This window comes from Enterobacter sp. kpr-6, from assembly GCF_900116015.1.
Taxonomy (GTDB): Bacteria; Pseudomonadota; Gammaproteobacteria; order Enterobacterales; family Enterobacteriaceae; genus Enterobacter_D.
The window spans coordinates 1-19369 of sequence record NZ_FOYH01000008.1; the positions used below are offsets into that span (position 1 = coordinate 1).

Here is a 19369-nt window from a genome sequence, read left to right on the forward strand (position 1 = left end):
ATGTCGCATTTGTTCAGGAACACGATGATGAACGGAACGCCTACCTGGCGACCCAGCAGGATGTGCTCACGGGTCTGCGGCATCGGGCCGTCAGTCGCAGCAACAACCAGGATCGCGCCATCCATCTGGGCAGCACCGGTGATCATGTTTTTAACATAGTCGGCGTGGCCCGGGCAGTCTACGTGTGCGTAGTGGCGGGTCGGGGTGTCATATTCAACGTGAGAGGTGTTGATGGTGATACCACGAGCTTTTTCTTCCGGCGCGTTATCGATCTGGTCGAATGCACGAGCAGAACCACCGTAGGTTTTAGCCAGAACGGTAGTGATGGCAGCGGTCAGAGTAGTTTTACCGTGGTCAACGTGGCCGATGGTGCCCACGTTAACGTGCGGTTTTGTACGTTCAAATTTTTCTTTAGACACGGCTATATTCCTTACTATAGTACCCCCTCACCGAGGGGGTACGGGACTTTGTTTTAACCCTGCGGCTTATTTACCACGGGCTTCAATTACGGCCTGAGCAACGTTGTTCGGCGCATCATCATACTTCAGGAATTCCATCGTGTATGATGCACGACCTTTGGTCAGAGAACGCAGTTGAGTTGCGTATCCGAACATTTCAGACAGCGGAACTTCAGCATGGATCTTAACGCCAGTTACTTCAGATTCCTGACCGCGCAGCATACCACGACGACGGCTCAAGTCACCGATGACGTCACCCGTGTTCTCTTCCGGAGTTTCAACTTCAACCTTCATGATAGGCTCAAGCAGCACTGGTTTTGCTTTCTTAAAGCCATCTTTAAAGGCGATAGAAGCAGCCAGTTTAAACGCCAGCTCAGAGGAGTCAACGTCATGGTAAGAACCGAAGTGCAGACGCACGCCCATGTCAACTACCGGGTAACCCGCCAGCGGACCAGACTTCAGCTGTTCCTGAATACCTTTATCAACGGCAGGGATGTATTCGCCAGGAATTACACCACCTTTAATGTCGTTGACGAACTCGTAACCTTTCGGATTTGAGCCCGGCTCCAGTGGGTACATGTCGATAACAACATGACCATACTGACCACGACCACCAGATTGCTTGGCGTGTTTACCTTCGATATCGGTAACTTTCGTACGAATCGCTTCACGATAAGCAACCTGAGGTTTACCCACGTTCGCTTCAACGTTGAATTCACGCTTCATACGGTCAACGATGATGTCGAGGTGCAGCTCACCCATACCAGCGATGATGGTCTGGTTAGACTCTTCATCAGTCCATACGCGGAATGACGGGTCTTCTTTAGCCAGACGGCCCAGAGCCAGACCCATTTTTTCCTGGTCAGCTTTGGTTTTCGGTTCTACAGCGATGGAGATTACCGGTTCCGGGAATTCCATACGTTCCAGAATGATCGGGTGATCCGGGTTACACAGGGTGTCACCAGTAGTCACGTCTTTCAGACCGATCGCCGCAGCGATGTCGCCCGCACGAACTTCTTTGATCTCTTCACGTTTGTTAGCGTGCATCTGAACGATACGGCCAAAACGCTCACGTGCAGATTTCACGGAGTTCAGCACGGTATCACCAGAGTTAACCACACCGGAGTACACACGGAAGAACGTCAGGTTACCAACGAACGGGTCGGTAGCGATTTTGAACGCCAGTGCAGAGAACGGCTCTTCATCACTTGCGTGACGCTCAGCCGGAGTATCTTTACCGTCATCCAGCATACCGTTGATTGCCGGTACGTCTGTCGGTGCCGGCAGGTAATCAATTACCGCATCCAGCATCGCCTGTACGCCTTTGTTCTTAAATGCAGAACCACAGGTTACCAGGATAATTTCGTTGTTCAGAACGCGCTGACGCAGAGCCGTCTTGATTTCTTCCTCAGTCAGCTCTTCGCCGCCCAGGTATTTTTCCATCAGCTCTTCTGATGCTTCAGCTGCGGATTCAATCAGGTTCTGGTGCCATTCTTCAGCCAGATCGACCATCTCAGCAGGAATGTCTTCGTATTCGAAGGTCACGCCCTGATCGGCATCGTTCCAGTTGATGGCTTTCATTTTCACCAGGTCGATAACGCCGGTGAAGCCTTCTTCGGCACCAATCGCCAACTGCAGCGGAACCGGGTTCGCGCCCAGACGGGATTTGATCTGACCAACAACTTTCAGGAAGTTCGCGCCCATGCGGTCCATTTTGTTAACGAACGCAATACGCGGAACTTTGTATTTGTTAGCCTGACGCCATACAGTTTCAGACTGTGGCTGAACACCACCAACTGCGCAGTAAACCATTACCGCACCGTCAAGAACACGCATGGAACGTTCTACTTCGATAGTGAAGTCAACGTGCCCCGGGGTGTCGATGATGTTTACGCGATGCGGTTCATACTGCTTCGCCATACCAGACCAGAATGCAGTAGTTGCTGCGGAGGTAATGGTAATACCACGCTCCTGCTCCTGCTCCATCCAGTCCATGGTTGCGGCGCCGTCATGAACTTCACCGATTTTATGGTTTACACCGGTGTAGAACAGAATACGTTCGGTAGTAGTGGTTTTACCGGCGTCGATGTGCGCACTGATACCAATGTTACGGTAGCGTGCGATGGGTGTTGTACGAGCCATTTGATTCCTCGTTTATCTTTTAGGCGTTCAATTTAAGTAGCCCAAAGCGGGCTGCTTACCAGAAGCGCCCGCCAGGTGACTAAAACTCCGAAGGGATTACCAACGGTAGTGAGCGAACGCCTTGTTGGCTTCTGCCATACGGTGAACGTCTTCACGTTTCTTAACTGCAGTACCTTTGTTGTCTGCAGCATCAGAAAGTTCGTTCGCCAGGCGCAGAGCCATGGATTTATCACCGCGTTTACGAGCAGCTTCAACGATCCAACGCATTGCCAGGGCATTACGACGAACCGGACGTACTTCAACTGGAACCTGATAAGTTGAACCACCAACGCGGCGGGACTTAACTTCGACAGTCGGACGAACGTTGTCCAGAGCGACTTCGAATGCTTCCAGGTGGCCTTTACCGCTACGTTGAGCCAGGGTCTCAAGAGCGGTATAGACGATTGCTTCTGCAGTAGATTTTTTACCATCTACCATCAGGATATTTACAAATTTAGCCAGCAGCTCTGATCCGAACTTAGGATCCGGCAGAATTTTACGCTGACCAATGACGCGACGACGTGGCATGGAAATACTCCGTTGTTAATTCAGGATTGTCCAAAACTCAAAGAGTTTAGTTTGACATTAATATAAAACGTTTGGCCTTACTTAACGGAGAACCATTAAGCCTTAGGACGCTTCACGCCATACTTGGAGCGAGCTTGCTTACGGTCTTTAACGCCGGAGCAGTCAAGCGCACCACGAACGGTGTGGTAACGAACACCCGGAAGGTCTTTAACACGACCGCCACGGATCAGGATCACGGAGTGCTCCTGCAGGTTGTGACCTTCACCACCGATGTAGGAAGTCACTTCAAAACCGTTAGTCAGACGAACACGGCAAACTTTACGCAGTGCGGAGTTCGGTTTTTTCGGGGTGGTGGTATATACACGAGTACATACACCACGTTTTTGCGGGCATGCTTCCAGCGCAGGCACGTTGCTCTTTGCAACTTTGCGTGCGCGTGGTTTGCGTACCAGCTGGTTAACTGTTGCCATTAAATAGCTCCTGGTTTTAGCTTTTGCTTCGTAAACACGTAATAAAACGCCCTCATACAATATGAGGACGCAGAATTTTAGGGCTGTGCTGAAAAGGTGTCAAGAAATATACAGCGATCCCATACTACCAGGTCATCTGCGAGGCGTGCTTAACCGCCAGGCTGACGAAGTCATTATAGCTAACCCTGATAATATCGTTCGAAATTTGACCACTCAGGCCACGCGCTGCAATGTCTTCTTCGAGTGCATGGAGTGATATGGGGACCGCCCGTAATAAATCAAGATAACGCCCGCCTTCCGTCCCGGCGATCACCCCATCTGAAAGCAGTAACAGATCGTCCCCCGCTTGCAGCGTACGCAGCATCGTATCCATATCGCAGTGCCAGGGTGAATGACGCAGAATGTGCAACATAGAAGCCTCAGAAAGTCATTACAACGTCGTAATCGTTGAGCCGCTCACGCAGTACATCAGGCTCAAGCGCATCGGCTGAAAGGACAAATGATGTCGATTCGATTAATCCCCTCTCGCGTAACGATGCCGCACAGAGCCAGCAGTTTTCGATATCGTACAGCGGCAAGAGTTTGAACGTTGAAATGTAGTCTCGCGCCAGAATGCCGGCAGGCTGCTGTGATGCAAGAAGCTGAAACACGCCATCACCGATAAAAAAGACGCCGATGTCGTCCGTCAGCGCCGACGTCGCCAGTAGCGCATCAAGACCTTCGCGCCCGGCGGAGGAGCCATGCGGTGCGCTGTTAAAGACAAAAGCCACACGTTTCATCAGAATTGCACCATCCGGTCACAGGTCAGCGCGGCTTGCGCCAGCGCTCCCAGACCGCTCAGGGTAAAGCCAGGCTGTAAATTTGCACCAGCCAGACCTAACTGTTGCGCTTCGGTTTCGTCAGTCACCCCGCGTCGTAACGCCGCCGCGACGCAAATTTCCAGCGCCACGCCGTGATCGGTATGTAACTGTTGCCAGGCGCGTACCAGATCGAATTCATCGCTGGCCGGTGCGGTAAGCTGATTAGCGTTATACACCCCTTCGCGGTAGAAAAAGACGCTGATCAGTTCATGCCCTGCATTGAGCAGAGCACGAGCAAACTGCAAAGCGCTGCTGGCCTGCTGTGTACCATAAGCAGGCCCCGTCACCAGAATGGTGAAACGCATTACTTTTCCTGCCCCAGGAAGTCGCCGCTTTTGAACTGGCGAATATAGAGATACACGGTGTGCTTGGAGATATTTAAGCGGTCGGCCACCTGATTGATGGCATCCTTGATATCGAAAATTCCTTTTTCGTAAAGATTCAGAACGATCTGGCGATTTTTTGCATTGTTAGAAACGTTGCGATCGGCGTTAACTTCTTCGATGGTGAACTCCAGCGTTTGTGTCACCAGATCCTCAACCGACGAGGCAAAGTTAACCGAGGAACCCACATCCGGAGTTTCCGGCGGGATAAAAGTGCTCATAATTTGCGAGAACGGCACATCAAGATTCATGTTGATGCACAGCAAGCCAATCACGCGATGTTCGCGGTTACGAATAGCGATAGTCACCGACTTCATTAATACGCCGCTTTTAGCACGCGTAAAATAGCATTTGGAGACGCTGCTATCCGCGCCGGTCATGTCGTGCAGCATACGCAGGGCAAGGTCGGTGATCGGCGAACCGATTTTACGTCCGGTGTGTTCACCGTTAGCAATACGGATGGCCGAGCATTTTAGATCCTGCAAAGAGTGCAATACGATTTCGCAGTGGGAGCCAATGAGCATCGCTAACCCGTCCACTACCGCTTCGTAGGATTTGAGGATATCGAAGTCGGTCTGATCGAAAGGACGTTGATCCAGCAAATCGAGTTCACTGGTTTCGTTGGTTAATAGCGACCTGGACATGAAAAAAAACACTCCTTTTCAGGAGCCTGTCGTTAACTTTTCAGGGCAGGCTCATCATTTACACGGACGACTAAATTAATACAGCGTAGGTGATGCTTTCCAGCGATAAGTTAATTATATCGGCCCTGCAATAAAAAACCGCCGCCCATTCAGGCGGCGGCTCGCAGATTTTTACTTCTTGTCCGCGTCAGCTGCTTTATCAGCCGGAGCGGCTTCTGGCTGCGCATCGGCTTTCGGTGCTGGTTTAATGTCCAGCAGTTCGACATCAAATACCAGCGTGGAGTTAGCCGGAATACCCGGAACGCCATTCTTGCCATACGCCAGTGCCGGTGGGATTACCAGCTTGATTTTGCCGCCTTTCTTGATGTTTTTCAGGCCTTCGGTCCAGCCTGGGATCACGCCATCAAGACGGAAGGAGAGCGGTTCGCCACGGGTGTAAGAGTTATCGAACTCTTTACCGTCAGTCAGCGTACCTTTGTAGTTCACTACCACGGTATCGCTGTCTTTCGGTGCATCGCCAGTACCGGCTTTCTCAACTTTATAAAGCAGGCCGGTAGAGGAGGTTTTCACGTCTTTTTCTTTGGCGAAGTTATCGCGGAAGGCTTTACCTTTCGCTTCGTTATCAGCGGCGTCTTTTTCCATCTTCGCCTGAGCGGAAGTCTTCACGCGCGCTTCAAATGCCTGCAGAGTCTGTTCGATTTCCTGATCGGAGAGCTTGCTCTTATCAGCGAATGCATCCTGAACACCGGCGATCAGCTGATCTTTATCCAGTTTGATGCCCAGTTTTTCTTGTTCTTTCAGGGAGTTTTCCATGTAACGACCCAGTGAAGCGCCCAACGCATAGGCAGATTTCTGGTCGTCATTTTTGAATGCGGATTTGCTGTCGGCGGTGGCAGCAGGTTTTGCCGCGGTATCAGCAGCAAACGTGAGTGGTGCATTCAGAGCAACGGCCATTGTGGTCGCCAGCAGCGTGACTTTAAACAGTGATTTCATCCATATCTCCAGGGCCGGGGACGCTTATCCCTCGTTAACGTAATTGAGAAGCGTACTATAAATCGTTGCGGGAGAAATCAACATAAGGACTTCCCCGATAATCGCCACATTTGAGACTATTTTTGTTTAAATTAGTTTCTTCCCAATGGGATGAATACTGCACACAGGGGTAAACTCGGGTAAAATTCGCCGCCGCCCACTCTGGCAAAAGATGTTTCATGAGGTGAATCATGCAGGACACACAATTCGAAAACCGACTCGCTGAACTGGAAAGCCGTCTGGCCTTTCAGGAAATCACCATCGAAGAACTGAACCAGACCGTCACCGCGCACGAACTGGAAATGGCCAGGCTCCGGGATGTCATGCGTCTGCTCACCGACAAGCTCAAGGCCAGCCAGCCGTCGCACATTGCGTCGCAGTCTGAAGAGACGCCGCCGCCCCACTATTGAGACGTAAAAAAAGCGGGCATGCCCGCTTTTTTATTTACCGCGTCAGGACGGGTATTAATGGCAACCGCAGCCGCCGTGACCGCCGCAACCACCTTTACCGTGGTCATGACCATGATCGTGATCGTGGCCGTGACCGCCGCAGCAGCCGTCACCGTGTTCGTGGTCATGATCGTGGCCGTGTGCACCGTGAACGTGGCCATGAGCCAGTTCTTCTTCGGTCGCTTCACGGATCGCCACAACTTCAACGTTGAACTTCAGGTTCTGACCAGCCAGCATGTGGTTACCGTCAACCACAACGTGATCGTCTTCCACTTCGGTAATTTCAACCGGCACCGGACCCTGATCGGTTTCAGCAAGGAAACGCATCCCAACCTGTAACTCGTCAACGCCCATGAACACGTCTTTAGGAACGCGCTGCACCAGGTTCTCGTCGTACTGACCGTACGCATCGCCCGCAGCCACTGCCACGTCAAATTTGTCGCCTGGTTCGTGACCTTCCAGCGCGTTTTCCAGGCCGGAGATCAGGGAACCGTGACCGTGCAGGTAGTCCAGCGGCGCACTCACCGGAGACTCATCAACCAATACACCGTCTTCTGTACGTACCTGATAGGCCAGGCTGACCACCAGGTCTTTTGCTACTTTCATGATATCTCCTGAGCGTGGGAAAAATACTGGCGCAGATTGTAACGGAATTCTGCCCCTGTGTACCCTTAAGCATAAAAAAAGCTGGGGTATATCGCTAGTCCGGGTGAAAAATCCCGATCACTTGCTCTTCTTTGCGAACATGCTCGCGAACCTCTTTATCGGCCTCGCGCATCTGATGACCGCACTTAACACACTCAACAATATCGACATTATTTTCGCGCCACATTGCCAGCGTATCCTGCGCCTGGCAGGCCGGGCATTTCGCTCCGGCAATAAAACGTTTACGTGTTGTCATACATTTTCCTTACTCGAATTCATCCCAGCCGTCTAACTGACGCCGCTCCTGCTGCATCTCGCGCTGGAAAATTTCCTCCAGTTCACGTCGCGCTTCCCGCACGCGGGAGATCTGCGCCGTATCGCTGTGCACTGGCATCAGTTCCCTGAGCATCCGCATATCAAGGCGGCGGAAATGCAGCTGCGCGCGCTGCGCCTGGTGAGGATGCACGCCTAAAGAAATCAGCGCCTTACGCCCCAGTTCCAGTGCGCTGGAGAACGTCTCACGCGAGAACTGCGTTACGCCCGCCTGTAAAAGCTCATGCGCTTCCACGCGGCCCCGTGCGCGGGCCATAATTGCCAGATGCGGGAAATGCTGCTGGCAAATATGCACCAGCTTCATGGTGTCTTCCGGCTCGTTGCAGGTGATAACAATAGACTGCGCTTCCGCTGCCCCCGCCGAGCGCAGCAACTCCACCTGAGTGGCATCGCCGTAATAAACTTTGTAGCCATATTTGCGCATCAGGTTTACCGCACTGATATCGCGCTCAAGCACGGTGATGCGCATTTTATTGGCCATCAGCAAACGTCCGATGACCTGCCCAAAGCGACCAAAGCCGACGATAATCACCTGGGGCTTATCGTCCTCCACCCACGGCGCTTCATCTTCATCGTCCGGGCTGTTCAACCGGCGCGAGATCAGCTTGTCCGTCGCTTTCATTAACAGCGGCGTGGTCATCATCGACAGCGTGACCGTCACCAGCAACAGGGCCATCTGATCATTGTGGAACAACTTCTGCGATGACGCCGCTGAAAAGAGCACAAAGGCGAACTCCCCGCCCTGACTCAGCACGCCGGCAAACTGCATCCGTTCAGAGCTTCGCAGGCCATATATTCGCGCCAGCCCGTACAGCACCAGTGACTTCACCGCCACCAGCACCACCACGCTCATGATCACCCAGAGGATATGCGTATACAGGATCCCGATATTGAGCGACATGCCGACCGAAATGAAAAACAGCCCCAGCAGCAGGCCCTTAAAGGGATCGATGGACATCTCAAGCTCATGCCGGTACTCGCTTTCTGCCAGCAGCACCCCGGCAATAAAAGTGCCGAGCGCCATCGACAGCCCCAGCGCGTCCATAAACAGCGCCGCCCCCAGCACCAGCAGCAGTGTGGCGGCGGTAAACACCTCGCGCACGCCCGAGGTTGCGATGTAACGAAACACCGGACGCAGCAAATAGCGCCCACCCACCAGCATCCCCGCGAACGCCAGCACCTTCATGCCGACCTTCATCCAGTCAAGGTGATCGTCGCCATTGCCCGCCAGCAGCGGCACCAGCGCCAGCGCCGGGATCACCGCCAGATCCTGAAACAGCAGCACCGAGAAACCAAGCTGTCCGGACTCGTTGCGATTCATGCCTTTATCGCGCATCAACTGCAGCGCCATTGCGGTGGAGGACATCGCCAGCCCAATACCGCCAATCACCGCCGCCTGCCACGAAAACTCCGTCAGCATCAGCAGGCCGGCGAGGATCGCCGCGCTTAATAATACCTGCGCGGCCCCCACGCCGAAGATTGACTGCCGCAGGTGCCAGAGCTTCGAGGGATTCAGCTCCAGCCCGATGATAAACATCAGAAACACCACGCCCAGCTCGGAGAAATGCAGGATTTCATCCACATCGCTGATAAAACCCAGTCCCCACGGGCCGATGGCAATGCCCGCCAGCAGGTAGCCCAGCACCGCACCGATGCCAAGCCGCGCTGCCAGCGGCACCGCCACCACGGCGGCAAACAGGAATAACACCCCTGCCAGTAACAGATCGGAACCTTCCATCACTGGCCTCCCGCCATCACCGGCGACGCCAGCCAGTCACCGTACGCTTTCGCGTGGCTCTCAAGCTCCAGCTTCGGTTGGCGTCGTGCCCAGTAGACCAGGATCGGGCTCATCCAGTGCATTTTGCACATGGCCGCCGTCAGTTCGAACGGGCGTAAAATATCGCTCATCGGATAGCGGTTCAGTCCGTCATGGCGGTAGGCACTCTCCGGTTCGCCAGTGGTGATCACGCTCCGCCAGTATTTTCCTGCCAGTTGATTTCCGCCAGGGCCGCTGGCAAAGCCGCGGCTCAGCACCCGATCCAGCCACTCTTTGAGTAATGCGGGGCAGCTATAGGTGTAAAGCGGATGCTGGAACACGATGACATCATGCTCGCGCAGCAGCGCCTGTTCGCGCGGAATGTCGATAAAAAAATCGGGATAGTGTGCATAGAGATCGTGCACGGTCACGTTGTGCAGTTGCATTGCCGGTTTCAGCAAAACCCGGTTGGCTACCGAGTCCTGGGCTTCCGGATGGGCATACAGCAGCAATACTTTCGCTGGCTGGGACATCATTCCCCTCCCGGGTGTCATGCTCATCATTCTTAATGATTTTGTCTATCGTCTTCGTTTTGGGCTACCATTGCGCCCCGGTGCGGCGTCTCTGCTCGCCACCGCACAATACCATAATGACAAATTAACATAGTCCAAACATACGGCGCTTTATGATTGTTTTCTCCTCGTTACAAATTCGTCGTGGCGTGCGTGTCCTGCTGGATAACGCGACCGCCACCATTAACCCTGGTCAGAAAGTGGGCCTGGTGGGTAAAAACGGCTGCGGGAAATCGACGCTTCTGGCGCTGCTGAAAAATGAACTCAGCGCCGACGGCGGCAGTTTCACCTATCCAGGAAACTGGCAACTGGCGTGGGTGAATCAGGAAACCCCGGCCCTCAGCACGCCTGCGCTGGACTATGTTATCGACGGCGATCGTCAGTATCGCCAGTTTGAAGCAGAGCTGAATGACGCCAACGCGCGCAACGACGGTCACGCGATTGCCACCGTTCACGGCAAGCTCGACGCTATCGACGCCTGGACCATTCGCTCCCGCGCCTCCAGCCTGCTCCACGGTCTCGGCTTCTCTAACGAGCAGCTTACGCGTCCGGTCAGCGACTTCTCCGGTGGCTGGCGCATGCGTCTTAACCTTGCCCAGGCGCTGATCTGCCGCTCCGATCTGCTGCTGCTCGACGAACCGACCAACCACCTCGATCTCGACGCAGTGATCTGGCTGGAAAAATGGCTGAAAAGTTATTCGGGCACCCTGATCCTGATCTCTCACGACCGTGACTTCCTCGATCCGGTGGTGGATAAAATTATTCATATCGAGCAGGAAAGCCTGTTCGAATATACCGGCAACTACAGCGCCTTCGAGCGCCAGCGCGCAACCCGTCTTTCCCAGCAGCAGGCGACTTACGAAAGCCAGCAGGCGCGCGTGGCGCATCTGCAAAGTTTTATCGATCGCTTCAAAGCCAAGGCCAGTAAAGCTAAACAGGCGCAAAGCCGCGTGAAGATGCTTGAGCGCATGGAGCTTATCGCCCCGGCGCACGTCGATAACCCGTTCCACTTCAGCTTCCGCGCGCCGGAAAGTCTGCCGAACCCGTTGCTAAAAATGGAAAAGGTTAGCGCGGGTTATGGCGATCGCACGATCCTCGATTCCATCAAACTAAACCTGGTTCCCGGCTCACGCATTGGTCTTCTGGGCCGCAACGGTGCGGGGAAATCTACGCTTATCAAACTGCTGGCGGGTGAACTGGCGGCGCAAAAAGGCGATATCGGTTTAGCGAAGGGCATCAAACTTGGCTACTTCGCACAGCATCAACTGGAATTTTTACGCGCTGATGAATCGCCGCTCCAGCATCTGGCGCGCCTTGCGCCGCAGGAACTGGAGCAGAAGCTGCGCGATTATCTCGGCGGTTTTGGTTTCCAGGGCGATAAAGTGACCGAAAGAACCGAACGCTTTTCCGGGGGTGAAAAAGCCCGCCTGGTGCTGGCGCTCATCGTCTGGCAGCGCCCTAACCTGCTGCTGCTTGATGAACCGACCAACCACCTTGATCTCGATATGCGTCAGGCCCTGACCGAAGCGCTGATCGAGTTCGAAGGCGCGCTGGTCGTGGTTTCGCACGACCGTCACCTTCTGCGCTCCACCACCGACGATCTCTACCTGGTTCACGACGGCAAAGTCGAGCCCTTTGACGGCGATCTGGAGGATTACCAGAAGTGGCTGAGCGAAGTGCAAAAGCAGGAAAACCAGCCGGACGACTCAGCGAAAGACAACGCCAACAGCGCTCAGTCGCGTAAAGATCAGAAGCGCCGCGAAGCAGAGTTGCGCACGCAGACTCAGCCGCTGCGTAAAGAGATCGCCCGTCTGGAAAAAGAGATGGAAAAACTGCACGCCCAGCAGGCCAGCGCGGAAGAAAAACTGGGCGACAGCGGCCTGTACGATCAAAGCCGCAAGGCCGAACTCACCGCCTGTTTACAGGCACAGGCCAGCGCCAAAGCCGGGCTTGAAGAGTGTGAAATGGCGTGGCTTGAAGCACAGGAAAAACTGGAGCAGATGCTGGCGGAGTAAACAGATTGCCGGATGCGGTGCTAAAGCACTGTATCCGGCGTTTTTGAATCAGCGCTGTGCTGCCAGACGCTGGCGGATTTGCTCAAAATGCTCGCGGTTAAACAGTTTGCCATCCAGAAAGCGGGTTTTCAGTTCACCTTCCTGCTCCTGCGCCCAACTCTGCTCATCATGAAGGCGTAATTCTCCCTCGTCATCACGGGTCACCCGCAGCAGTCCACGGGCTGACCGTTTCAGGCCATTATCAGTTTTCGGTTCTTTAAAGATGGTGCGCCCTTTGCCGTCAACTTCGCCCCAGGTGGCTTTCATCGCAAAGCCAAAGGTGTCGCGCGTATTGTACTGATAGGTGAACGAGCCCACGCCAAACACTACACTTGAACTGGCGAAACCTTTTGCCGCCAGGCGACGCAGGATCTCATTGGCCCGTTCAAGCGTAATGGAATCGCCATAAATCAGCCCTACGTGCGGATCGAGCACTTTATAGCCCTTTTCATTCACCGTGCCGCCGAAAATCTCCCACAGCACTTCAACCGACCCTTTCTCCTGTGGCGTGCGATCCGTGCGGGTGTCGTCGTCAGCCCCTGTTCCGCAGAGGATTTCCACCGGATCCCCACTGTCCGGGCGAAAGACCACCCGCCCTTCCCGCGCGAGAATGCTGCTTTTCAGCTCACGGGTGAACCCGGTCAGCACCTGCCAGTAATCCCAGGTATCAGAAACGATGGAGACGAAACCTTGCGGATAGAGATCGACAATCAGGCGACGGAAGGTATCGATTTCATGTTCGCGCTCCCCCATGCACATAACGCTGTGCTCGGTCGCCGGAATGCTGGCCCCAATAAAATAGGCCTCACCCTCAGTGTAATAATCGCGGGCATAGAGCAGCGCCGGAATACTGTCAGTGCCTTTGAAACTCAGCAGATGCCCGCTGCCCGCCTGCATCGTGTCCTGCAACCCGGCCATGCCGCGAAACGAAAAATCATGGCACTGGAAATCGAGGTGCGTCAGATCGCTACAGGTTTTTTCCGCCCAGCGCGCACAGATTTTACGGTAGTGGTGCGCGATGGTGGCATTGGTTGAGGCTTTCCACAGTTCCGCTGACAGCACGGTTTCCAGGTAATTGACCAGCCAGAAAAATTCCGGCCGGGTATTGGTGATGGTTAACACCGGTACCGCCATTGGCACCGTACTGCCTTCGTCCAGCGATTTAATGTGCAGCGGCAGGTAGCCCAGCTGGTGTAGCGCACGGATGTGATCGACCGCCACCGTATCCTGTCCGAGATAGCTGTCCATCACCTGTTTGTATTCGTTAACGACCTCGTTTTCCGGACGGGCAAAAAAAGCGTCGTTAAACAGATCGACCATGAACCATTGCAGAAAACCCTGTAAGCCAAAAAACACCAGTTTGCCGTCTGCGACGGGTGACTGGAAAAAACGGTCGCTGCGCGGGGTAAAATTGGAATACACCTGCGTGGTGCCCTGCGGGTACTGGGCGCGGTGTGACACTTTGTAGCCATCAATAGCCAGAATCGGATTCATTTTCATAATGTTAGCCCCGTTAAGTGCGATAAATGGTGTCAATATCAATGAGTTCGACCTGCGGATGCGCAAGGGTCGGTGAAGTCAGTGAGGTGGTGGTATAGAGGGCGTCAATGCCGTTATTCAGCAGATTCTCAACGCCTTTAGAAAACACGCCGTGGGTGACATACAGGCTGACGCGACGTGCGCCTGCTTCGCGCAGCACCTGCGCCGAACCGATAAAAGTACCGCCGGCATCGCACAGGTCATCCACAATCAGCACATCCTTACCCGCGACCTCCCCGGCGACCAGCGCAAAGCCCGTCAGTTGACCGGTCGCCACATCGCGCTGTTTTGTCAGAATGGCGTAGTCATGCGCACCGCTGGCACTCGCCACGTTATGAATTTTTTTCAGCGCACCGGCATCCGGCGCAACCAGCATCAGTTCGCCCTGCGCAATAGCGCGACGCAAAGTCGTGCTTTGCAGCAAACAGGTTTCCTGCGGGATCACGATAACGTTATTGATCGCTGCCGCTGCAGCGTCGCTGTGCGGATCGAGGATAAAAACTTTGCTGAAATTGAGGGTGTTGAGCAGCGAGGCAAAGACTTTCAGCGCGAAGCTGTCGCCTGCCACCATGTGGCGATCCTGGCGGGCATAAGGCAGCCAGGGTAATTCGAGATGGCTAATCGTCACGTCGGTCACCTGTCGAACGGCATCGACTAATTGCGCGAGGCGCATGAAATCATTCATATCGCGCATGGCGGCGGCGCGAATACGCATCTGCTGTGCAGTACGAGGAAGCGCATCCATCACTTTTACCCATACTGCGCCGTCCGGGAACGTCCCGCTTGCGAGAGTAACCGGCTGATTATCCAGAAAGAGTTCAAGTCCGTTTTCCATTTTTCACCTCGTGCAAACCAATTAATGTCCCTTCGACACTTTTATTATTGTCCCAAAGACACTTATCATGCAAGCCGTTTAGCCAAAATCATGGTGAAAAATAAATAAGCCACTGATGAGTAACATAAAAAAAGTAAACTTTACGTCCGAAAGAGGACTGATAAACTGGGCGCACAGAAAATAAGAGCGAGCAGCAGATGATCACCGAAGCCGAGTATCTGAAAAATTATGATGCCAGCCGTTACCCCTCTCCGCTGGTGACGGTAGACAGCGTGCTGTTTACGTTGCATCAGCAGGTGCTTTGCGTGCTGTTAGTTGAACGCGCCAGCCAGCCGCAGCAAGGCCGCTGGGGGTTGCCCGGGGGGTTTATCGATATCGAAGGCGATCGCTCGACCCGCGACACCGCGCTGCGTAAGCTCACGGAAAAAACGGGCGTGTCACCCTCCTGGCTTGAACAGCTCGATACTTTCTCCGGGCCGGATCGCGATCCGCGCGGCTGGAGCCTGACGATCGGCTGGTTTGCACTGATCGCCTGGAGCGCCTGTGAATCTCATATCGACAGCGTTAACGATGTGAAATGGGTGCCGGTCAGCCAGTTGCAGGACGTTGATTTAGCGTTCGATCACGCGCAGATCATCGAGGCCGGTCTGCACCGCCTGCGGCAAAAAACCATGTATTCGTTACTCCCGGTTTACTGTTTGCCTGATACCTTTACCCATGCGCAGCTACAGGAAGCGACCGAAATCATCCTCGGACAGCCTATCCAGCGTAAGAGCCTGATCCGCCGCTTCGATGCCTCCGGCATGTTTGAAGAAACGGGTGAAAGTGTGGCGACGGGTGCCCGGAAAGCGCGGCTGTGGCGGCGTAAGCCCGGCGTTGATATCCACCTTTTCTCGCGTAATTTACTCGCTGAGTAAGGGTTAATGCCGGAAAGTGATCAACCTCGTGGATAACACGAGGTATAGTGCAACGTCCGTCCAACCGATAATCCCGCTCAATGGCTGAAATTACACCTACCGAAATCAACATCGATCCCGTTCACGGGCAGCACTTTGTCCCGATGCCGGGCGCGCGTAATCCTCACCTGCAAACCATGCTGCCGCGCCTGATTCGCCGCCGCCTGCAATTTACCCCGCAATGGCAGCGCCTTGAGTTGCCGGACGGCGATTTTGTCGATCTGGCCTGGAGCGAAGATCCGCATGGCGCAAAGCATAAGCCCCGCCTGGTGGTGTTTCACGGTCTGGAAGGGAGTCTGCACAGCCCCTATGCGCATGGCCTGGTCCATGCCGCCAAACAGCGCGGCTGGCTGGCAGTGGTGATGCATTTTCGCGGCTGTAGCGGCGAACCGAACCGGCTGAAACGTATTTATCATTCCGGCGAAACCGAGGACGGTACCTGGTTTTTACACTGGCTGCATCGCGAGTTCGGCCCGGCACCGACCGCCGCCGTAGGTTATTCGCTCGGCGGGAATATGCTCGGCTGTCTGCTCGGCAAAGCGGACGACACCCTGCCGCTCAATGCGGCGGTGATTGTTTCCGCTCCGCTGGTGCTGGAGGCGTGCAGCTATCATATGGATAAAGGCTTTTCGCGCTTCTATCAGCACTATTTGCTGAACCTGCTGAAAGGCAACGCGATGCGCAAGCTAAAGGCCTATCCGGATTCGCTGCCGGTGGATATCGCCAGGCTGCGCCGGATGCGCCGCATTCGCGACTTTGACGATCTGATCACCGCCAAAATCCACGGTTTTACCGATGCCATTGACTATTACCGCCGGTGCAGCGCAATGCCGTTGCTGCCGCAGATCCGTAAACCCGTGCTTATCATTCACGCCAAAGACGATCCGTTTATGGATCATAATGTCATACCGGCGGCTGACTATTTGCCACCGAACGTGGAGTATCAACTGACCGAGCACGGCGGCCACGTAGGGTTTATTGGCGGCACGCTACGCCACCCTGAAATGTGGCTGGAAAAACGGATCCCCGACTGGCTGACAACGTATCTGGAGGCGTAAATGATTATCCCCTGGCAGGACATCTCACCCGAAACACTCGACAGCCTGATCGAGAGCTTTGTCTTGCGCGAAGGCACCGATTATGGTGAACATGAGCGTTCGCTTGAACAGAAGGTCGCCGACGTAAAGCGCCAGTTGCAGACCGGTGAAGCCGTGCTGGTGTGGTCTGAACTGCATGAAACGGTGAATATTATGCCGCGCAAGCAGTTCCGCGAATAAGCGCCGCGCGACCCGTTATCTCGTCCTGAAGGGAGTTGTAAGCTATGTCAGCCAAACATCCGGTGATTGCAGTAACGGGTTCCAGCGGTGCGGGAACCACCACCACCAGCCTCGCGTTTCGCAAGATCTTTGCCCAGTTGAATCTGCACGCAGCCGAAGTGGAAGGCGACAGCTTTCACCGCTACACGCGCCCGGAAATGGACATGGCAATCCGCAAAGCGCGCGATTCAGGGCGACACATCAGCTACTTCGGCCCGGATGCCAACGACTTCGGGCTGCTGGAACAAACCTTTATTGAATATGGCCGCTCGGGCACCGGGCAGGCGCGTAAATATCTGCATACCTACGATGAAGCCGTGCCGTGGAATCAGGTGCCGGGTACGTTCACCCCGTGGCAACCGCTGCCGGAACCGACCGACGTGCTGTTTTACGAGGGCCTGCACGGCGGCGTGGTGACGCCGCAGCATGATGTCTCGCGGCATGTGGATTTGTTGGTTGGCGTGGTGCCGATCACCAATCTGGAGTGGATCCAGAAGCTGGTACGCGACACCAGCGAGCGCGGTCATTCCCGTGAAACGGTGATGGATTCGGTGGTGCGCTCAATGGAAGATTACATCAACTACATCACCCCGCAGTTTTCCCGCACCCATATTAACTTCCAGCGCGTGCCGACGGTGGATACCTCTAATCCCTTTGCCGCGAAAATCATTCCGTCGCTGGATGAAAGTTTCGTGGTGATCCATTTCCGCAATCTGGAGGGGATTGATTTCCCCTGGCTGCTGGCGATGTTGCAGGGCTCGTTTATTTCCCATATCAATACGTTAGTGGTGCCCGGCGGGAAAATGGGTCTGGCGATGGAGCTGATTATGCTGCCGCTGGTGCAACGGCTGATGGAAGGGAAGAAGATTGAGTGAGGATTTTTCACCCTCACCCTAACCCTCTCCCTCAGGGAGAGGGAACCAAACCACCCTCTCCCATGGGGAGAGGGCCGGGGTGAGGGGGAGTATGTTTACCCCTCAATCACCTCATACGAATGCGTAATATTCACTGCTTTTTCCAGCATCAGCGCCACCGAGCAGTATTTCTCCGCCGACAGGTCCACTGCTCGCGATACCGCAGCATCCTTCAGCTCTTTCCCGGTAACGATAAAGTGCAGATTGATGTGGGTGAACAGGCGCGGCGCTTCATCGCGGCGCTCAGACGTCAGTTTCACTTCGCAGTCAGTCACGTTGTGACGCCCTTTTTGCAGAATCGATACCACGTCAATGGCGCTGCACCCGCCTGCGGCCATCAGCACCATTTCCATCGGGCTTGGCGCTTTATCGCCTGAGTTGCCATCCATCAGGATCTGGTGGCCTGATGCGGACTCCCCCAGGAACGTTAAACCTTCAACCCATTTCACTCTTGCTTGCATTTTATTCACTCCGGCGTGGCACATTTCCCGTCAGATTACGCGTACATAACAATTCTCGCAACGGAAGGCGACCTGCATCATGCTGAAGCGAGACACCAGGAGACACACGGCTCAAGCTATGCTAAAACAGTCTGACTGCAACAGTAATACATTGACGTTACGCATGTTGTAGACGAGATCAAACATTAAAGGCTGCAGGCATATTCTGACGGCCCACTTCCCCATAAGTGGGAAGCATACGATTGCAACCCCAGAAGCCTTTATTCTGGAGCCAGCTTATAACAGAGGATAACCGCGCATGGTGCTTGGCAAACCGCAAACAGACCCGACTCTCGAATGGTTCTTGTCTCATTGCCATATTCATAAGTACCCGTCGAAGAGCACGCTGATTCACCAGGGTGAAAAAGCGGAAACGTTGTATTACATCGTCAAAGGCTCAGTGGCAGTGCTCATCAAGGACGAAGAAGGGAAAGAGATGATCCTCTCTTACCTGAACCAGGGAGATTTCATCGGTGAATTGGGCTTGTTTGAAGAAGGCCAGGAGCGTAGCGCCTGGGTTCGTGCAAAAACCGCCTGTGAAGTGGCAGAAATTTCCTACAAAAAATTCCGTCAGCTTATTCAGGTAAACCCGGATATTCTGATGCGCCTCTCCTCGCAGATGGCGCGCCGCCTGCAAGTGACGTCTGAGAAAGTGGGCAACCTCGCGTTCCTGGACGTGACGGGCCGCATTGCACAGACGCTGCTGAATCTGGCGAAACAACCTGACGCCATGACCCACCCGGACGGTATGCAAATTAAAATTACTCGCCAGGAAATTGGTCAGATCGTTGGCTGCTCCCGTGAAACGGTAGGTCGTATCCTGAAGATGCTGGAAGATCAAAACCTGATCTCCGCACACGGTAAAACCATCGTCGTATACGGAACGCGTTAAGTCCTGAAACGGCGTGTCGCGCAGGCGAGACGCCGTTTTTATTTGCATCCTC

Annotated in this window: 23 protein-coding genes; 7 read left to right on the forward strand and 16 right to left on the reverse strand. The window is 54.3% G+C overall.

Annotation, left to right across the window (positions count from 1 at the left end; genetic code table 11):
- From BM373_RS16820 to fkpA, 9 genes are all read right to left on the reverse strand, one after another.
- The coding region (locus BM373_RS16820; RefSeq protein ID WP_143102676.1) for a GTP-binding protein at positions 1-419 on the reverse strand (419 nt) is incomplete at its 3' end.
- 66 nt (positions 420-485) lie between these two features.
- On the reverse strand, positions 486-2600 hold the full coding sequence (gene fusA / locus BM373_RS16825; RefSeq protein ID WP_090463898.1) for an elongation factor G: 2115 nt from the start codon (positions 2598-2600) through the stop codon (positions 486-488).
- 96 nt (positions 2601-2696) lie between these two features.
- Entirely contained in the window at positions 2697-3167 is a 471-nt protein-coding gene (gene rpsG, locus BM373_RS16830) for a 30S ribosomal protein S7 (RefSeq protein WP_090463901.1), read from the reverse strand.
- A 95-nt stretch (positions 3168-3262) separates the two neighbouring features.
- Complete coding sequence (gene rpsL, locus BM373_RS16835) at positions 3263-3637, reverse strand: 30S ribosomal protein S12 (RefSeq protein ID WP_000246815.1); 375 nt, start codon at positions 3635-3637, stop codon at positions 3263-3265.
- A gap of 124 nt (positions 3638-3761) precedes the next feature.
- Positions 3762-4049 carry a sulfurtransferase complex subunit TusB gene (gene tusB, locus BM373_RS16840; protein WP_090463904.1) on the reverse strand — a complete coding sequence of 96 codons (288 nt, stop codon included), beginning with the start codon at positions 4047-4049 and terminating at the stop codon, positions 3762-3764.
- Between the two features lie 7 nt (positions 4050-4056).
- A complete protein-coding gene (tusC, locus tag BM373_RS16845) occupies positions 4057-4416 on the reverse strand; it encodes a sulfurtransferase complex subunit TusC (protein WP_090463907.1) in 360 nt (119 codons plus the stop codon).
- Positions 4416-4802: a sulfurtransferase complex subunit TusD gene (tusD, locus tag BM373_RS16850; protein ID WP_090463910.1), complete on the reverse strand. Its 387-nt coding sequence runs from the start codon at positions 4800-4802 to the stop codon at positions 4416-4418. Before tusD ends, tusC begins: the two co-directional genes overlap by 1 nt.
- Positions 4802-5524: a helix-turn-helix transcriptional regulator gene (locus tag BM373_RS16855; RefSeq protein WP_090463913.1), complete on the reverse strand. Its 723-nt coding sequence runs from the start codon at positions 5522-5524 to the stop codon at positions 4802-4804. Before BM373_RS16855 ends, tusD begins: the two co-directional genes overlap by 1 nt.
- 171 nt (positions 5525-5695) lie before the next feature.
- Complete coding sequence (gene fkpA, locus BM373_RS16860) at positions 5696-6517, reverse strand: FKBP-type peptidyl-prolyl cis-trans isomerase (protein WP_090463916.1); 822 nt, start codon at positions 6515-6517, stop codon at positions 5696-5698.
- 230 nt (positions 6518-6747) lie between these two features.
- Between fkpA and BM373_RS16865 the strand changes: the two genes are divergently transcribed.
- Positions 6748-6966: a protein SlyX gene (locus BM373_RS16865; RefSeq protein ID WP_090463919.1), complete on the forward strand. Its 219-nt coding sequence runs from the start codon at positions 6748-6750 to the stop codon at positions 6964-6966.
- Between the two features lie 54 nt (positions 6967-7020).
- Here BM373_RS16865 and slyD read toward each other — a convergent pair whose 3' ends face one another.
- The 4 genes from slyD to kefG form a co-directional block, all read right to left on the reverse strand.
- Positions 7021-7611 carry a peptidylprolyl isomerase gene (gene slyD / locus BM373_RS16870; protein WP_090463922.1) on the reverse strand — a complete coding sequence of 197 codons (591 nt, stop codon included), beginning with the start codon at positions 7609-7611 and terminating at the stop codon, positions 7021-7023.
- 94 nt (positions 7612-7705) lie between these two features.
- Positions 7706-7906 (reverse strand): YheV family putative zinc ribbon protein, encoded by a 201-nt coding sequence (locus BM373_RS16875; RefSeq protein ID WP_090463925.1) that lies wholly within the window; start codon positions 7904-7906, stop codon positions 7706-7708.
- A gap of 9 nt (positions 7907-7915) precedes the next feature.
- Complete coding sequence (gene kefB, locus BM373_RS16880; protein ID WP_090463929.1) at positions 7916-9721, reverse strand: glutathione-regulated potassium-efflux system protein KefB; 1806 nt, start codon at positions 9719-9721, stop codon at positions 7916-7918.
- Positions 9721-10272: a glutathione-regulated potassium-efflux system ancillary protein KefG gene (gene kefG / locus BM373_RS16885; protein ID WP_177220167.1), complete on the reverse strand. Its 552-nt coding sequence runs from the start codon at positions 10270-10272 to the stop codon at positions 9721-9723. Before kefG ends, kefB begins: the two co-directional genes overlap by 1 nt.
- 152 nt (positions 10273-10424) lie before the next feature.
- On the opposite strand from kefG, the gene BM373_RS16890 reads away from it, so the two are divergent.
- Positions 10425-12326, forward strand: coding sequence for an ABC transporter ATP-binding protein (locus BM373_RS16890; protein WP_090463935.1), 1902 nt, complete (start codon positions 10425-10427; stop codon positions 12324-12326).
- A gap of 48 nt (positions 12327-12374) precedes the next feature.
- Here BM373_RS16890 and BM373_RS16895 read toward each other — a convergent pair whose 3' ends face one another.
- Together BM373_RS16895 and prs are read right to left on the reverse strand one after the other, a co-directional pair.
- Positions 12375-13865, reverse strand: coding sequence for a nicotinate phosphoribosyltransferase (locus tag BM373_RS16895; RefSeq protein WP_090463938.1), 1491 nt, complete (start codon positions 13863-13865; stop codon positions 12375-12377).
- A 13-nt stretch (positions 13866-13878) separates the two neighbouring features.
- The gene (prs, locus tag BM373_RS16900; RefSeq protein WP_090463941.1) at positions 13879-14739 is read right to left on the reverse strand and encodes a ribose-phosphate diphosphokinase; all 861 of its coding nucleotides are present in this window, start codon (positions 14737-14739) and stop codon (positions 13879-13881) included.
- 197 nt (positions 14740-14936) lie between these two features.
- Between prs and BM373_RS16905 the strand changes: the two genes are divergently transcribed.
- The 4 genes from BM373_RS16905 (at position 14937) to BM373_RS16920 (ending at position 17886) form a co-directional block, all read left to right on the forward strand.
- Positions 14937-15656 carry an NUDIX hydrolase gene (locus tag BM373_RS16905; RefSeq protein ID WP_090463944.1) on the forward strand — a complete coding sequence of 240 codons (720 nt, stop codon included), beginning with the start codon at positions 14937-14939 and terminating at the stop codon, positions 15654-15656.
- A gap of 80 nt (positions 15657-15736) precedes the next feature.
- Positions 15737-16753: a hydrolase gene (locus BM373_RS16910; RefSeq protein ID WP_090463947.1), complete on the forward strand. Its 1017-nt coding sequence runs from the start codon at positions 15737-15739 to the stop codon at positions 16751-16753.
- Entirely contained in the window at positions 16754-16972 is a 219-nt protein-coding gene (locus tag BM373_RS16915; protein WP_090463951.1) for a YheU family protein, read from the forward strand.
- 44 nt (positions 16973-17016) lie between these two features.
- Complete coding sequence (locus tag BM373_RS16920) at positions 17017-17886, forward strand: phosphoribulokinase (RefSeq protein ID WP_090463954.1); 870 nt, start codon at positions 17017-17019, stop codon at positions 17884-17886.
- A gap of 95 nt (positions 17887-17981) precedes the next feature.
- Here BM373_RS16920 and BM373_RS16925 read toward each other — a convergent pair whose 3' ends face one another.
- Positions 17982-18386, reverse strand: coding sequence for an OsmC family protein (locus BM373_RS16925; protein WP_090463956.1), 405 nt, complete (start codon positions 18384-18386; stop codon positions 17982-17984).
- A 298-nt stretch (positions 18387-18684) separates the two neighbouring features.
- On the opposite strand from BM373_RS16925, the gene crp reads away from it, so the two are divergent.
- A complete protein-coding gene (gene crp / locus BM373_RS16935; RefSeq protein WP_000242758.1) occupies positions 18685-19317 on the forward strand; it encodes a cAMP-activated global transcriptional regulator CRP in 633 nt (210 codons plus the stop codon).
- The last annotated feature ends 52 nt before the right edge of the window (positions 19318-19369 follow it).

Bases quoted from the DNA above. Each gene is read 5' to 3' on its own strand.
- fusA (WP_090463898.1), bottom strand. From the start codon at position 2,600: ATGGCTCGTACAACACCCATCGCACGCTACCGTAACATTGGTATCAGT.
- rpsG (WP_090463901.1), bottom strand. From the start codon at position 3,167: ATGCCACGTCGTCGCGTCATTGGTCAGCGTAAAATTCTGCCGGATCCT.
- rpsL (WP_000246815.1), bottom strand. From the start codon at position 3,637: ATGGCAACAGTTAACCAGCTGGTACGCAAACCACGCGCACGCAAAGTT.
- tusB (WP_090463904.1), bottom strand. From the start codon at position 4,049: ATGTTGCACATTCTGCGTCATTCACCCTGGCACTGCGATATGGATACG.
- tusC (WP_090463907.1), bottom strand. From the start codon at position 4,416: ATGAAACGTGTGGCTTTTGTCTTTAACAGCGCACCGCATGGCTCCTCC.
- tusD (WP_090463910.1), bottom strand. From the start codon at position 4,802: ATGCGTTTCACCATTCTGGTGACGGGGCCTGCTTATGGTACACAGCAG.
- BM373_RS16855 (WP_090463913.1), bottom strand. From the start codon at position 5,524: ATGTCCAGGTCGCTATTAACCAACGAAACCAGTGAACTCGATTTGCTG.
- fkpA (WP_090463916.1), bottom strand. From the start codon at position 6,517: ATGAAATCACTGTTTAAAGTCACGCTGCTGGCGACCACAATGGCCGTT.
- BM373_RS16865 (WP_090463919.1), top strand. From the start codon at position 6,748: ATGCAGGACACACAATTCGAAAACCGACTCGCTGAACTGGAAAGCCGT.
- slyD (WP_090463922.1), bottom strand. From the start codon at position 7,611: ATGAAAGTAGCAAAAGACCTGGTGGTCAGCCTGGCCTATCAGGTACGT.
- BM373_RS16875 (WP_090463925.1), bottom strand. From the start codon at position 7,906: ATGACAACACGTAAACGTTTTATTGCCGGAGCGAAATGCCCGGCCTGC.
- kefB (WP_090463929.1), bottom strand. From the start codon at position 9,721: ATGGAAGGTTCCGATCTGTTACTGGCAGGGGTGTTATTCCTGTTTGCC.
- kefG (WP_177220167.1), bottom strand. From the start codon at position 10,272: ATGTCCCAGCCAGCGAAAGTATTGCTGCTGTATGCCCATCCGGAAGCC.
- BM373_RS16890 (WP_090463935.1), top strand. From the start codon at position 10,425: ATGATTGTTTTCTCCTCGTTACAAATTCGTCGTGGCGTGCGTGTCCTG.
- BM373_RS16895 (WP_090463938.1), bottom strand. From the start codon at position 13,865: ATGAAAATGAATCCGATTCTGGCTATTGATGGCTACAAAGTGTCACAC.
- prs (WP_090463941.1), bottom strand. From the start codon at position 14,739: ATGGAAAACGGACTTGAACTCTTTCTGGATAATCAGCCGGTTACTCTC.
- BM373_RS16905 (WP_090463944.1), top strand. From the start codon at position 14,937: ATGATCACCGAAGCCGAGTATCTGAAAAATTATGATGCCAGCCGTTAC.
- BM373_RS16910 (WP_090463947.1), top strand. From the start codon at position 15,737: ATGGCTGAAATTACACCTACCGAAATCAACATCGATCCCGTTCACGGG.
- BM373_RS16915 (WP_090463951.1), top strand. From the start codon at position 16,754: ATGATTATCCCCTGGCAGGACATCTCACCCGAAACACTCGACAGCCTG.
- BM373_RS16920 (WP_090463954.1), top strand. From the start codon at position 17,017: ATGTCAGCCAAACATCCGGTGATTGCAGTAACGGGTTCCAGCGGTGCG.
- BM373_RS16925 (WP_090463956.1), bottom strand. From the start codon at position 18,386: ATGCAAGCAAGAGTGAAATGGGTTGAAGGTTTAACGTTCCTGGGGGAG.
- crp (WP_000242758.1), top strand. From the start codon at position 18,685: ATGGTGCTTGGCAAACCGCAAACAGACCCGACTCTCGAATGGTTCTTG.